The sequence below is a fragment of the Burkholderia sp. BCC0419 genome (genome assembly GCF_902830285.1).
Lineage (GTDB): Bacteria > Pseudomonadota > Gammaproteobacteria > Burkholderiales > Burkholderiaceae > Burkholderia.
This window is the reverse complement of sequence record NZ_CADESR010000004.1, coordinates 329,693-342,790: the sequence shown is the minus strand read 5'-3', so window position 1 is coordinate 342,790 and position 13,098 is coordinate 329,693. Positions and strand designations below refer to the sequence as shown.

13 protein-coding genes are annotated in these 13,098 nt (G+C 69.5%); 8 read left to right on the top strand and 5 right to left on the bottom strand.

What is annotated here, in order from left to right; all coding sequences use genetic code 11:
• The first annotated feature begins 5 nt into the window (after positions 1–5).
• From HWW87_RS23510 to HWW87_RS23475, 8 genes are all read left to right on the top strand, one after another.
• The gene (locus HWW87_RS23510; RefSeq protein ID WP_175822352.1) at positions 6–512 is read left to right on the top strand and encodes an RDD family protein; all 507 of its coding nucleotides are present in this window, start codon (positions 6–8) and stop codon (positions 510–512) included.
• A gap of 225 nt (positions 513–737) precedes the next feature.
• Positions 738–1,676 (top strand): UDP-2,3-diacylglucosamine diphosphatase, encoded by a 939-nt coding sequence (locus HWW87_RS23505; RefSeq protein WP_174388193.1) that lies wholly within the window; start codon positions 738–740, stop codon positions 1,674–1,676.
• Positions 1,677–1,704: 28 nt separating this feature from the next.
• Entirely contained in the window at positions 1,705–2,739 is a 1,035-nt protein-coding gene (locus tag HWW87_RS23500; RefSeq protein WP_174432786.1) for a glycosyltransferase family 1 protein, read from the top strand.
• On the top strand, positions 2,736–3,272 hold the full coding sequence (locus HWW87_RS23495; protein ID WP_174388195.1) for a diacylglycerol kinase: 537 nt from the start codon (positions 2,736–2,738) through the stop codon (positions 3,270–3,272). Before HWW87_RS23500 ends, HWW87_RS23495 begins: the two co-directional genes overlap by 4 nt.
• 201 nt (positions 3,273–3,473) lie before the next feature.
• On the top strand, positions 3,474–4,232 hold the full coding sequence (locus tag HWW87_RS23490; RefSeq protein WP_174432788.1) for a TetR/AcrR family transcriptional regulator: 759 nt from the start codon (positions 3,474–3,476) through the stop codon (positions 4,230–4,232).
• A complete protein-coding gene (locus tag HWW87_RS23485) occupies positions 4,229–4,810 on the top strand; it encodes a TIGR00730 family Rossman fold protein (RefSeq protein WP_175822351.1) in 582 nt (193 codons plus the stop codon). Before HWW87_RS23490 ends, HWW87_RS23485 begins: the two co-directional genes overlap by 4 nt.
• A gap of 22 nt (positions 4,811–4,832) precedes the next feature.
• Positions 4,833–5,594 carry an SDR family oxidoreductase gene (locus tag HWW87_RS23480; protein ID WP_175822350.1) on the top strand — a complete coding sequence of 254 codons (762 nt, stop codon included), beginning with the start codon at positions 4,833–4,835 and terminating at the stop codon, positions 5,592–5,594.
• A gap of 227 nt (positions 5,595–5,821) precedes the next feature.
• Entirely contained in the window at positions 5,822–7,714 is a 1,893-nt protein-coding gene (locus HWW87_RS23475) for a glycosyl transferase (protein ID WP_175822349.1), read from the top strand.
• Between the two features lie 143 nt (positions 7,715–7,857).
• On the opposite strand, the gene HWW87_RS23470 is transcribed toward HWW87_RS23475, so the two are convergent.
• The 5 genes from HWW87_RS23470 to HWW87_RS23450 all read right to left on the bottom strand — a co-directional run bounded on the left by HWW87_RS23470 (position 7,858) and on the right by HWW87_RS23450 (position 12,991).
• Entirely contained in the window at positions 7,858–8,475 is a 618-nt protein-coding gene (locus tag HWW87_RS23470) for a DUF924 family protein (protein WP_175822348.1), read from the bottom strand.
• Entirely contained in the window at positions 8,472–9,203 is a 732-nt protein-coding gene (locus HWW87_RS23465; RefSeq protein ID WP_175822347.1) for an alanyl-tRNA editing protein, read from the bottom strand. The genes HWW87_RS23470 and HWW87_RS23465 overlap by 4 nt, the downstream gene beginning before the upstream one ends.
• Before the next feature lie 104 nt (positions 9,204–9,307).
• Positions 9,308–9,718: a group II truncated hemoglobin gene (locus HWW87_RS23460; protein ID WP_034207992.1), complete on the bottom strand. Its 411-nt coding sequence runs from the start codon at positions 9,716–9,718 to the stop codon at positions 9,308–9,310.
• Positions 9,719–9,761: 43 nt separating this feature from the next.
• On the bottom strand, positions 9,762–12,377 hold the full coding sequence (locus tag HWW87_RS23455; protein ID WP_175822346.1) for an FtsX-like permease family protein: 2,616 nt from the start codon (positions 12,375–12,377) through the stop codon (positions 9,762–9,764).
• Positions 12,374–12,991 carry a DUF4126 domain-containing protein gene (locus HWW87_RS23450; RefSeq protein ID WP_089468041.1) on the bottom strand — a complete coding sequence of 206 codons (618 nt, stop codon included), beginning with the start codon at positions 12,989–12,991 and terminating at the stop codon, positions 12,374–12,376. The genes HWW87_RS23455 and HWW87_RS23450 overlap by 4 nt, the downstream gene beginning before the upstream one ends.
• Between the last annotated feature and the right edge of the window lie 107 nt (positions 12,992–13,098).

The window sequence follows — 13,098 nt, the reverse complement described above, 5'->3', positions numbered from 1 at the left end:
CGGCCGTGGCGAACGCCAGCGCGCCCGAGACCCCGGCCGCCGCGCCGTCCGTGCGGCGGCGCCTCGCCGCGCTGCTCTACGAAGGCGTGCTGCTGTTCGGCGTCGTGTTCTTCGCCGGGCTCGCGTTCAGCCTCGCGACGCAGCAACGCAACGGCCTCGTCCATCACAACCTGCTTGCCGCGTGGATCGCGCTCGTCGTCGGCGCGTATTTCGTGTGGTTCTGGACGCACGGCGGCCAGACGCTGCCGATGAAAACCTGGCGGCTGCGGCTCGAATCGTCGAGCGGCCGGCCGCTGAGCGCCGGCCACGCGCTGGTCCGCTACGCGCTCGGCTGGCTGTGGTTCCTGCCGCCGCTCGCGCTGCACCCGCTCCTCGGCCTGTCGGTCCCCGTCACGCTCGCGCTCACCGCCGCCTGGATCGTCGTGTGGGCCGGCGCCGCCCGGTTGCACGCCGGACGCCAGTTCCCGCACGACCGAATCGCACGCACCCGCGTCGTCGCGATCCCGCGCTGACGCGCCGCATTCGCCAGACGAAAGCCGCTCGCCCGGCGCGCCTTCATCCCGCCGGACGGCCTTGCCGGACAAGCGCCGACCGTTCAGTGCGGCAGGTTACGCAACGCCCGCTCATTCACTGCTAAACACCCTTCAGCGGTCGTAATAAGAACGTCTCGTGACTGTCATGGCACAGTCACGCCCGCATGGCGGAATGCCGGTAATGTCAACCGGCGCGAGTCATGCATGGGCCAGAAAACGTCCGCGACTTCACTGTTTCGTCACCCCATCGGCGCCCGCGCCGCCACTGCGTTCCTGTCCGGCTCGGGGTCAACCGACGGCGTGGTGTCGCAAAAGCCGCCCGTCGCGCACACCACGCAGCACGAGGACCCCGAGCCGTCCGCCCATCGCTACCGCACCATCTGGCTGTCCGACATCCACCTCGGCTCGAGCGGCTGCCAGGCGCCCTACCTGCTGGATTTCCTGCGTCACAACGATTCGGAATACCTGTACCTCGTCGGCGACATCATCGACGGCTGGCAGTTGAAGAAAGGCTGGTACTGGCCGCAGGCGCACAACGACGTCGTGCAGAAAATCCTGCGCAAGGCGCGCAAGGGCACGCAGGTCGTCTACATCCCCGGCAACCACGACGAAGGCGCGCGGCAGTTCTGCGATCTCGCGTTCGGCGACATCCAGGTGCGCGGCGAGGCATTCCACACGACGCTCGCAGGCAAACGTTTGTGGATCGTGCACGGCGACCTGTTCGACGGCGTGATCCAGCACGCGAAATGGCTCGCGTACCTCGGCGACACGCTCTACACGCTGATCCTCGTGCTGAACCGCTGGTTCAACCGGATCCGCAGCCGGCTCGGCTTCCAGTACTGGTCGCTGTCGCAGTACCTGAAGCACCAGGTCAAGAACGCGGTCAACTTCATCTCGCAGTTCGAGACCGTGATGACCGACGAGGCGCGCCGCCGCGGCTGCGACGGCGTCGTGTGCGGCCACATCCACAAGGCCGAGATCCGCGACATCGACGGCGTGCTGTACTGCAACGACGGCGACTGGGTCGAAAGCCTGTCCGCGCTCGTCGAAACGATGGAAGGCGAACTGAAGATCGTCTACTGGACGGTGATGCGCACCGCACCGTCGGAGACCACGTCGCGCAAGGCCAAGGCCACTGCCTGACACAACCCTACTTACAGGACATGCCGCGATGAAGATCATGATCGTCACCGACGCGTGGGAACCGCAGGTCAACGGCGTCGTGCGCACGCTGAAGAGCACGTCGCGCGAACTCACGGCGCTCGGCCACCGCGTCGAACTGCTGACGCCGCTGGAATTCCGCACGGTGCCCTGCCCGACCTACCCCGAGATCCGCCTGTCGATCCTGCCGTACCGCAAGCTGCGCGCGCGGATCGATGCGTTCGCACCCGACGCGCTGCACATCGCGACCGAAGGCCCGCTCGGCCTGGCCGCCCGGCGCTATGCGCGCGCCCGCAAGCTGCCGTATACGACCGCCTACCACACGCGCTTTCCGGAATACGTACAGGCGCGTTTCGGCATTCCGCTCGCCGCGACCTATCGCTTCCTGCACTGGTTCCACGGTCCGTCGCTCGCGGTGATGGCGCCGACGCCGGTCGTCAAGCAGGACCTCGAGAAGTTCGGCTTCACGAACGTGGTGCTGTGGACCCGCGGCGTCGATCTCGACACCTTCCGGCCGATGGAGTCGAAGGTGCTCAACACTGCGCGGCCGATCTTCCTGTACGTGGGCCGCGTCGCGATCGAGAAGAACGTCGAGGCGTTCCTGCGCCTCGACCTGCCCGGCTCGAAGTGGGTCGCGGGCGAAGGCCCCGCGCTCGCGGAACTGAAGTCGCGCTACCCGGAGGCGAACTATCTCGGCGTGCTGTCACAGGCGGAGCTTGCGAAGGTGTATGCTGCGGCCGACGTGTTCGTATTCCCGAGTCGCACCGACACGTTCGGCCTCGTGCTGCTCGAGGCGCTCGCCTGCGGCACGCCGGTGGCCGCGTATCCCGTCACGGGCCCGATCGACGTGCTCAGCGGAGGCGACGCCGGCGCGATGCACGAGGACCTGCAGGAAGCCTGCCTCGAGGCGCTGAAGATCGAACGCACGACTGCGCGCGCGTGGGCGGAACGCTTCTCGTGGCGCGCGGCATCCGAGCAGTTCGCGTCGCATCTGAAGCCGCTGCCGAAGACCGCGTACTCGCCCGCCGAAGGTGCCGCCGTTTGAAACGAGACCTGAACGACAAGATCCCGCCCCCCGCCGCGACGCCGCCACGGCACCATCCGTTCGACGAGGAAGAGCCGCACGCCGAAACGGACGCGCATCCGCACGAGCCGCTCGGCCCGGACGATCAACTGACGCCGCTGCCGCCGAACCCGTACAAGCGCCACCGCGGCATCACGCGCGCGTGGTACGCCCTCAAGCATTCGCTGAACGGCTTTCGCGTCGCGATCCGCGAGGAAAGCGCGTTTCGCCAGGAGCTCACGCTCGCCGCGCTGATGCTGCCGATCGGCGCATTCGCGCCGGTGCCGGCCGCGTCGCGCGCGCTGCTGATCGCGTCGGTGCTGCTGGTGCTGATCGTCGAGTTGCTGAACTCGAGCGTCGAAGCCGCGATCGACCGCATCTCGCTCGAGCGCCACGAACTCTCGAAGCGCGCGAAGGACCTCGGCAGCGCGGCCGTGACGGTCGCGCTGTTCGCGTGCGTGACGACCTGGGGCTTCGTGCTCGGGCCGGTCGTCGCACGCTGGCTCGGCTTCTAGGCAAGCACCGGGCGCCTGCCCCGCCACCCGCGTGCGGCGCTGCACCATGCGCCGCGCGGGGCCGCGCTCACGAAATGCCCCGATGTGGCGAAACCCCGGTTTATAATCGTCCGCTAGACATAGAACAGCAACCCGCGCCGGACGAATCACGCAGCATCGATTGCAGCGCCCGCCAGTCCGGCACACACAGGGCCGGACGACATGGAAGCGAAACCTCCCCGCCGCACCCGCGAACGGATTCTCGAGTTGTCGTTGAAACTCTTCAACGAGATCGGCGAGCCGAACGTCACCACCACGACGATCGCCGAGGAAATGGAAATCAGTCCAGGCAACCTGTACTACCATTTCCGCAACAAGGACGACATCATCAACAGCATCTTCGCGCAGTTCGAGCAGCAGATCGAACGGCGGCTGCGCTTCCCCGAAGATCACCGTCCGACGATCGACGAAACCTGGTCGTACCTGCAGTACATGGCCGACTTCATGTGGACCTACCGGTTCCTGTATCGCGACCTCAACGACCTGCTCGCCCGCAACCGCACGCTCGAGACGCACTTCAAGCAGATCATCAGCCACAAGGTGCGCTTCGCGCACGACATGTGCGAGCTGCTCGTCTCCGATGCCGAAATGGTCGCGACGCCCGCGGAGATCGAAGTCATCGCAACCAACATGGCGGTGATCTCGACGTACTGGCTGTCGTACCAGTACGTGATGCATCCGCGCAAGTACAACGACCAGGATGCGATCCGCGAAGAGCTGCACCAGGTGAGCATGCACGTGATCTCGATCATGGCCCCGTACCTGCGCGGCCGTTCGCGCCAGCTGTTCGACGATCTCGTCTCCGGCAAGCTGCCCAAGCGCCAGTTCACCGATTACCTGCCGCCGCGCGACGGTTCGCCGCGCCCGGCCGACAGCCCGGTCGTCACCGGTCAAGCCCCCGCCAAGGACGCCAAGCAATGAAGGCGGTCTGCGTTTACTGCGGCTCGTCGTCCGGCGTGCGGCCCGTCTATGCCGATGCCGCGCGCGCGTTCGGCCGCGCGCTCGTCGAGGCGGGCCTCACGCTGGTCTACGGCGGCGGCCGCGTCGGCCTGATGGGCGTGATCGCCGACGAAGTGATGGCGGCCGGCGGCCGTGCGGTCGGCGTGATCCCCGAGTTGCTCGTCGACAAGGAAGTCGGCCATACGGGGCTGTCGGAACTGCACGTCGTGCCCGACATGCACCATCGCAAGAAAATGATGGCCGACCTCTCCGACGCGTTCGTCGCGATGCCCGGCGGCGCCGGCACGCTCGAGGAGCTCTTCGAGGTCTACACGTGGGCGCAGCTCGGCTATCACCGCAAGCCCGTCGCGCTCTACAACATCGATTCGTTCTACGATCCGTTGATCGCGCTGCTGCGCCATACGGTCGACGAAGGCTTCATGCGGCCGGCCTATTTCGACGCGCTGTGCGTCGAAGCGGAACCCGCCGGGCTGATCGAGCGGCTGCGCCGCTACCAGCCGCCCGCCCGCGACAAGTGGGCGCCCGACGCAGCGAAGTAACCCTCACCGGAACCCGCACGCGATGACCGCATCGTCCGACCGCAAGGCCGTCCTCATCACCGGCGCGAGCCGTGGCATCGGCCGCGCGACCGCCGTGCTCGCGGCCGAACGCGGCTGGGACGTCGGTATCAACTACGCGCGCGACGCGGCGGCGGCCGAACAAACCGCGCAGGCCGTGCGCGACGCGGGCGGCCGTGCGTGCATCGTCGCGGGCGATGTCGCGAACGAGGCGGACGTCGTCGCGATGTTCGACACCGTTGCGGCCGCGTTCGGGCGCCTCGACGCGCTCGTCAACAATGCAGGCATCGTCGCGCCGTCGATGCCGCTCGCCGACATGCCGGTCGACCGGCTGCGGCGGATGTTCGATACCAACGTGCTCGGCGCCTACCTGTGTGCGCGCGAAGCCGCGCGCCGGCTGTCCACCGACCGCGGCGGCCGCGGTGGCGCGATCGTCAACGTGTCGTCGATCGCGTCGCGGCTGGGCTCGCCGAACGAGTACGTCGACTACGCGGGCTCGAAAGGCGCGGTCGATTCGCTGACGATCGGCCTCGCAAAGGAACTCGGCCCGCACGGCGTGCGCGTCAACGCGGTGCGCCCCGGCCTGATCGAGACCGAAATTCATGCAAGCGGCGGCCAGCCGGGCCGTGCGGCCCGTCTCGGCGCGCAGACCCCGCTCGGCCGCGCGGGCGAAGCGCAGGAGATCGCCGAGGCGATCGTCTGGCTGCTCGGCGATACGGCGTCCTACACGACGGGCGCCCTGCTCGACGTCGGCGGCGGCCGCTAAGCTGACGCGCGGCGCAACAATACAGCGGTCGAAAACGCCCAGTGGTCACGGCGCCACAAATCTCCACAATTCCGTGACAGTTTCAGTAAACATCCGTAACAATTCCGTGCTCTACTAGCGGACATTCAGACAGGTGTCTTAAACACGCTGTCCGTTACCCGGATGTAGCCCCTTATCGGTCCTGCCCATGTCGCCGGACCGGCTCGACTCGACCCGAGATCTTTTCCATGCCTGGAACCGCAGCGCCCAGCCGGCGACGCACGTCCGTGCCCGCCCCGGCCGCGCACACCCACTCGACCGCCGATACCGACGTCATCGCGACGCTGGACGCCGCCGGCACGCCCGTCGTCGCGTCGACCGCCGCCATCAGCACCCCACGCAACCGCTCGCTGCTGCTCGGCTGGCGCGCGTGGCTGTTCGTCGTCGCACTGGTGTGCGCGTACACGCTGCCCGGCGTGCTCGGCCACGATCCGTGGAAACAGGACGAAACCTACACGTTCGGCATCATCCAGCACATGCTCGAGACCGGCGACTTCGTCGTGCCGACCAATGCCGGCCTGCCGTTCATGGAAAAGCCGCCGCTTTACGCGTGGGTCGCAACCAGCCTCGCGTGGCTGCTGCAGCGCGTGATACCGCTGCACGACGCGGCGCGCCTGGCGAGCGCGCTGTTCGCCGCGCTCGCGTTCGGCTTCATCGCACGCGCGGCCCGCGTGGCCAGCCGAGCGGACACCTGGTTCGACCTGCGCGTGCTCGGCCCCGTCGTGCTGAGCGCGGGCACGCTCGTCGTCATCAAGCACGTGCACGACATGATGACGGACGTCGCGCTGTTTGCCGGCACGGCAATGGGGTTCTGCGGGCTGCTCGAACTCGTGATGCAGCACGTCGCGCGTGCGCAGCAGATGCGGCACGGGCTGCCGGCGCATCCGGCGAACCGCTGGGCCGCGCCGATCTTCGGCGCGGGCGTCGGCGTCGCGCTGATGGCGAAGGGGCTGTTCGTGCCGCTCGTGTTCGCGGCCACGCTCGTGTGCACGCTGGTGCTCTACCCGGCCTGCCGCACCCGCTCGTTCGCGCGCGCACTCGGCGTCGCCGCGCTCGTGTTCGCGCCGTTCGCGCTGATCTGGCCGACCGCGCTGTTCCTGCGCTCGGAAACGCTGTTCATGACGTGGTTCTGGGACAACAACGTCGGCCGCTTCTTCGGTTTCTCCGTTCCCGAGCTCGGGGCAGAAAATGACAAGCCGCTCTTCATTCTCCGCGCGTTCCTGACCGTCGGCTTCCCGGTCGCGCCGCTCGCGATCGTCGCGCTCGCCCGCGGCGCATGGCGCGACTGGCGCGCGCCGCGCATCGCGCTGCCCGTGCTGTTCGCCGGTATCGGGCTCGTGGTGCTGCAGGTGTCCGCGACGTCGCGCCAGCTCTACATCCTGCCGTTCTTCGCACCGCTCGCGCTGGTCGCCGCGCAGGCGATCGACCGCCTGCCGCGCCGGCTGCATCTCGCGTGGGATTACCTGAGCCGTATCCTGTTCGGCACGGTCGTCGTGCTCGCGTGGGCAATCTGGGCAGTGATGGCCGATCCGGCCGCGTCGCGCGCCGATCTCGCGCTGCTCGGCCGCTGGCTGCCGCTCGACTGGACGATGCCGATCCAGCCCGCGCTCGTGACCGGCGCGCTCGCGCTGACGGTCGGCTGGCTGACGCTGCTGCCGAAGCTGCGCACGGCGGGCCTGTGGCGCGGCGCGCTGTCGTGGGGCGCCGGCGCACTCGTCGCGTGGGGGCTCATCTATACGCTGCTGCTGCCGTGGCTCGACGTCGCGAAGAGCTACCGCTCGGTGTTCGACGACCTGAACGCGCATCTCGCGCTCGAATGGAGCGACGGCGACTGCATGGCGAGCCTGCACGGGCTCGGCGAATCGGAAGCGCCGATGCTGTACTACTTCTCCGGCATCCAGCACACGCCGATCGACGACGCGAAGACGACGCGCTGCACGTGGATGATCGTGCAGGGCGTGCGGGCCGTCGATCCGGCGCCCGGCAGCGAATGGAAGCTGTTCTGGACCGGCGCCCGCCCGGGCGACAACACGGAACTGCTGCGCGTCTACGTGCGCACGCCCGAACAGCACCTGCAGTGATACAGGGCGGCGCGATGCGCCGTCCTGCCCGCCTTCGCTTTCCTCTTCGGCACGGGCCGCGCGCTTTGCGCGATGCCGGCCGGCACGAACCCGCCAGCATCCGCGGGCTCGCCCCCTTCCCTCGTCACACCCCGGTCCGATCGTCAGAACGACGAGCCGGGCTCCCGCAGAAACGCCGTTTCCTCGTCGGTCGACGCGCGACCGAGCATCGCGTTCCGGTGCGGAAAGCGGCCGAAGCGCTCGACGACCGCCGCATGCAGCAACGCGAAGCGGTGGTAACTCTCGCATCCGGCCTCGTCGCGGATACCCGCGCACAGGCGCACGGCCTCGCGCTGGCTCTCGACCGACTCGTCGTGCTCGAACGGCAGATACGCGAACGCGCGGTGATGCCCGCTCGGCAACTGCGCGTCCCAGCCGGCCGCGACGACGCGGCGGGCCAGTGCGAGCGCCTTCGGATCGGCGGCAAACGCGCGCGGCGTGCCGCGATGGATATTGCGCGAGAACTGGTCGAGCACGACGATCAACGCCAGCGCGCCCGATGGCGAAGCGGCCCAGTGATCGCAAGCACCATCGCACGCGGCGTCGAGCAGCGCGCCGTAACGCGTGCGCAGCACGTCGTCGAACGCCGCGCCGCCGTTGAACCAGACCTTGCGGTTCTGCCCGAACTCGGCCGAGCCCAGCTCGCCGAACCAGAAATCGAGAATCTCCCGTGCCTGCGGATCGAGCGCCGCCGCGTCCGCTTTCCCGGTATCGATCGTCATGCAAACTCCAGTACGAGGCGCCGTGTGCGCGCACTCTTCTTTTCCAGTTTCGCGACCCGCAGCCCGCCGATTTCGGCCGTGTTGCGCACATGCGTGCCGCCGCACGGCTGCAGGTCGACGTTTTCGATGCGCAGCAGCCGCACGCGGCCGAGGCCCATCGGCGGCTTCACGCTCATCGTGCGCACGAGTTCGGGCCGCTCGGCCATCTCGTCGTCGGTGATCCATTCGGTCGTGACCGGATGCCCGCCTCCGACGAGGCCCGCGAGGCGCTGCTCGACGTGGTCGCGGTCGATCGCGTCGGAGGTCGCGAAATCGAGCCGCACGTAGTCGGCCGTCACGCTGCAGCCGTCGACCGCGTACGGCAGCACCGCGCACATCAGGTGCGCGGCCGTGTGCAGGCGCATGTGCCGGTAGCGGCGCAGCCAGTCGATCGTGGCGACCACGCGCGTGCCGGGGGCCAGCGTCGCGACGCTCGCCTCCTGGCCCGGTGCGGGCACGTGCACGGCGTCGTCGGGCGTCGCGCCGTCGAACTTCGCCTTGCGCGTATCGGCAATCGCGATCGTGCTGCCGTCGGACAGCGTCAGCGTGCCGGTGTCGCCGGCCTGGCCACCGCCGAGCGGATAAAACACCGTGCGGTCGAGGCGGATGCCGTCGTCGCCGACGGCCTGGACGATCGCCTCGCATTGCGTGAGGTACGCGTCTTCGCGAAACAGCGCTTGTGTCGTCATCGGGAGAGCCTCGTATCGATGGGAGAAACGGCCAGTGTCGCGCCGGGCTGCACGTGCGCCCAGACGCAGATCGTCCCGCGCACGGGCAGCGGCGTACCGGTCGATCAACCGGGCCGGTTGCGCATCCAGTCGGCCGTGTCGTAGAACGAATGCATGAGCCGCTCGCGCAGCGGCTCCGGCAACCCCACATCCTCCATCGCCCACGCCATGCAGCGCAGCCACTGGTCACGCTCGACCGACGCGATCGGGAACGGCAGGTGCCGCGCGCGCAGCCGCGGATGGCCGAACCGGCTGATGTAGTGGTCGGGGCCGCCGAGCCAGCCGCACAGGAACCAGAACAGCTTGTCGCGCGACCCGTCGAGCGACGGCGGATGCAGCGCGCGAATCTGCGCGAACTCGGGCTCGAGGTCCATCAGGTCGTAGAAGCGGTCCACCATGTCGCGCACGCGGGCTTCGCCGCCCACGAGCTCGAACGCCGTCGGCTGCGACGGCGCATCGTCATTCACATCGGTCATACGGATAGTCGGAAAACGGGATCTTCGGGGCCGCGGGCGACGCTCAGGCGTCGCGCAGCGACTGCAGCGCGGGGCGCCGCAACACATTATGCAGGCTCAGCCAGCCGGCCGCACCGGCGCAGACGACGCCGGCCGCGATGCCGGCCGGCACGAGCCACGGATCGACGGCGAGCTGGAAATCGAACACGCGCGACGCGAGCACCCAGCCAACCGCGATCGCGCCCGCCGACGCCAGCACGCCGGCCAGCGCGCCGACCACGACGAATTCCGCGCGCTGCACCGCATTGACCTGCGCGCGCGACGCGCCGAGCGCACGCAGCAGCGCGGCCTCGCGCACGCGCTCGTCGCGCGAGCCGGCGAGCGCGGTGTACAGCACGAGCACGCCGGCCGCGAGCGTGAACGCGAACAGGAACTGCACCGCCCCGACCACCTGCAGCATCATCCGCTGCAACTGCGCGAGGATCGGCGCGACGTCGATCGCCGTCAGGTTCGGGTAGCGCGCGATCAGCGGATCGAGCAGCGCGGCGTCCGATGCCGGCAGATGGAAGCTCGTCAGGTAGACGGCCGGAAAATCCTTCAGCACCGGCGGCGGCATCAGCACGAAGAAGTTGACGCGGAACGAGCCCCAGTCGAGCTTGCGCACGCTCGTGATGGGCGCGTCGACCGTCAGCCCCGTCACGTCGAAGCGCAGCGTGTCGCCCGGTTTCACGTTCAGCGTCTTCGCGAGGCCGGCTTCGATCGAGATCTGCGGCGTGGCCGCGGTGCCGAACCAGTCGCCTTCGACGACCCGGTTGTCGGACGGCAGTTCGGTCGTATACGACAGGTTGAACTCGCGATCGACGAGCCGGCGCGCCTCTTCGGACGAGTACGCATCCGGATTCACCGGCTTGCCGTTGATCGCGACGAGGCGGCCGCGCACCATCGGCGCGGGTACCGCGTCGCGCACGCCGTGCGCGGCCAGATAGGCGGCGACATCGGCGCGCTGGTCGGGCTGGATGTCGATCAGGAACTGGTTCGGCGCATCGGGCGGCGTCGACTGCCGCCAGCCCGCCACGAGGTCGTTGCGCGTGATCGCGATCAGCAGCAGGCACATCAGGCCGAGCGCGAGCGCGGTGATCTGCAGCGCGCTGGCCGTGCCGCGCCGGTGCAGCGACGCCAGCGCGTAACGCCAGCCGACGCCCGCGGCCACGCGCGCATTGCGGACCGCGCGCGCGGCGGCGAACAGCACGAGCCGGGCGATCAGCGCGAACCCGACCAGCGCGCCGGCAAAGCCACCCGCGACGATCAGGCCGAGCTTCAGGTTGCCGGCGGCCACGATCAGCAGTCCCGCGAACAGCACGACGCCGATCGCATACGCGGCCCACGCGGTGCGCGACGCGTCGCCCCACTCACGCCGCAGCACGCGCACCGGCGGCACGCGCGTGAGCGGCACGAGCGGCGGCAGCGCGAAACCGAGCAGCAGCACAAGCGCAGCGCCCATGCCGATCAGCGCCGGCCACACCGTGGGCGGCGGCAGCACGACGTCGATCAGGCTGCCGAGCGCGGCCAGCAGCGCCCAGTGGCCGCCGTAGCCGAGCACCGCGCCCACGGCGCCCGACACGATGCCGACACCGGCGAATTCGAGCGCGAACAGCGCGCCGAGCGTGCGGCGGCTCACGCCGAGGCAGCGCATCGTCGCGCAGCCGTCGAGATGGCGCCGCATGTAGCGCTGCGCGGCCATCGCGATCGCGACCGCCGCGAGCAGCGCGGTCAGCAATGCGACGAGCGTCAGGAAATGGCGCGCGCGATCCAGCGTCTGCCGCACCTGCGGCTGCCCTTCCTGCAACGACTCGAGCCCGACGCCGCGCAGCTTCCCGCCGTCGACGCGCGCGTGTGCAAACGCTTCGAAGCGCGCGACGGCCGGTGCGTCGCCGGCGATCAGCAGCCGGTACGTGACGCGGCTGCCGTAGCCCGTGAGTCCCGTCGCGGCGAGCTCGTCCGCGCGCATCATCAGCCGCGGCGAAAAATTGACGAACGAAAAGCCGCGATCGAGTTCACGGGTGATTGCCGCGGCGACCGTGAACGTGCGCAGCCCGACGCGCACCGTATCGCCCGCCTTCAGGTGCAGCGCGTCGAGCAGCGCCGGGTCGGCCCATACGGTGCCGGGCGCGGGAATCGCGGCTGCCTTCTGCGCGACGGTCGCGCCGGCCGGCAGGATCTCGACCGCGCCGCGCAGCGGATAACCGGGCGACACGGCCTTCACGGCCGCCAGGCGCGACGGCGCGGCGTCGGCGGCCTGCCCGCCCGCGGCGGACGCGATCATGCTCGGGAAGATGGCGGTCGTCGCGGTCCGCAGGCCGAGCGCGCGAGCCTGCCGGTCGAACGACGGATCGACGGGGCGATCGGCGCGCACGACGAAATCGGCGCCGAGCATCTGACGCGCGTCGCGCTCGAGCCCCTGGCGCAGCCGATCGGCGAGAAAACCGACGCTCGTCAGCGCGGCGACCGCGAGCACCAGCGCGAGCACCAGCAGTGTCAGCTCGCCGGCACGCCAGTCGCGCGCGGTCATCCGGGCAGCCTGGTGGATCAGGTCGCGCAGGCCGAAGCGGCCGGCATGCGCGCGCCCGTCATGGCCGGGTCGCCCGGCCGGCGGCTGCGCCGCGTGTTGCGGCCCCTTCAATCGCGTTTCCCTCCGATCGAGTTGAGCCGCGACACCATGTGGTTCGCCATCCCGCGAAAGCCGCCCGACACGCCACGCCACAGGCGCGGCAGCGCCCATGCCGACGCCGCAATGAACGCGGCGAGCAGCACGAGGAACGCGAGCGGAACGAAGAATGCGAGGACGAGCCCGCCGACCACGAGGCCGTCCTCGGTCGACGACGCGACCCAGTTCGAAATCGGTTCGGGAGACAGGTTGATGAGCGCACGCGTGCCGGCCTTCGCCACGTGCGCGGCGCCGGCAAGCGAGCCGCCGGCGAGCCCCGCGACCGCCAGCATGGTCGGGTCGGCATGGCCGAGCGCGCCGGCCGCGAGCACGGCGCCGGCCGGGATGCGGATGAAGGTATGCACGGCGTCCCACAGCGAGTCGAACGCGGGAATCTTGTCGGCAAGGAATTCGGTCACGGCGAGCACGGCCGCGGCGCCGATGACCCACGGCGACATCAGCACGGCCAGCGTGTCGGGCAGATGGAGCCAGCCGAACCGCGCCAGCACGCCGGCGATCAGCACCGTCAGGTACAGGCGCAGGCCGCTCGCCCACGCGAGTCCCGCGCCGAGCGAAATGGCTTCGATCATGGCCCTCTCCTTGCACTTTCCGTGCGTTTTGCCGATTGATCGGATCGGGTCGGACAGACCGGCCGCGCGGCGCGTGGCGACCGGCACCGCGCGCCGCGAGCAGCACG

Excerpts from the sequence above, each read along its gene's own strand:
- HWW87_RS23505 (WP_174388193.1), top strand. The coding sequence starts at position 738 with ATGGGCCAGAAAACGTCCGCGACTTCACTGTTTCGTCACCCCATCGGC.
- HWW87_RS23500 (WP_174432786.1), top strand. The coding sequence starts at position 1,705 with ATGAAGATCATGATCGTCACCGACGCGTGGGAACCGCAGGTCAACGGC.
- HWW87_RS23490 (WP_174432788.1), top strand. The coding sequence starts at position 3,474 with ATGGAAGCGAAACCTCCCCGCCGCACCCGCGAACGGATTCTCGAGTTG.
- HWW87_RS23485 (WP_175822351.1), top strand. The coding sequence starts at position 4,229 with ATGAAGGCGGTCTGCGTTTACTGCGGCTCGTCGTCCGGCGTGCGGCCC.
- HWW87_RS23480 (WP_175822350.1), top strand. The coding sequence starts at position 4,833 with ATGACCGCATCGTCCGACCGCAAGGCCGTCCTCATCACCGGCGCGAGC.
- HWW87_RS23475 (WP_175822349.1), top strand. The coding sequence starts at position 5,822 with ATGCCTGGAACCGCAGCGCCCAGCCGGCGACGCACGTCCGTGCCCGCC.
- HWW87_RS23470 (WP_175822348.1), bottom strand. The coding sequence starts at position 8,475 with ATGACGATCGATACCGGGAAAGCGGACGCGGCGGCGCTCGATCCGCAG.
- HWW87_RS23465 (WP_175822347.1), bottom strand. The coding sequence starts at position 9,203 with ATGACGACACAAGCGCTGTTTCGCGAAGACGCGTACCTCACGCAATGC.
- HWW87_RS23460 (WP_034207992.1), bottom strand. The coding sequence starts at position 9,718 with ATGACCGATGTGAATGACGATGCGCCGTCGCAGCCGACGGCGTTCGAG.
- HWW87_RS23450 (WP_089468041.1), bottom strand. The coding sequence starts at position 12,991 with ATGATCGAAGCCATTTCGCTCGGCGCGGGACTCGCGTGGGCGAGCGGC.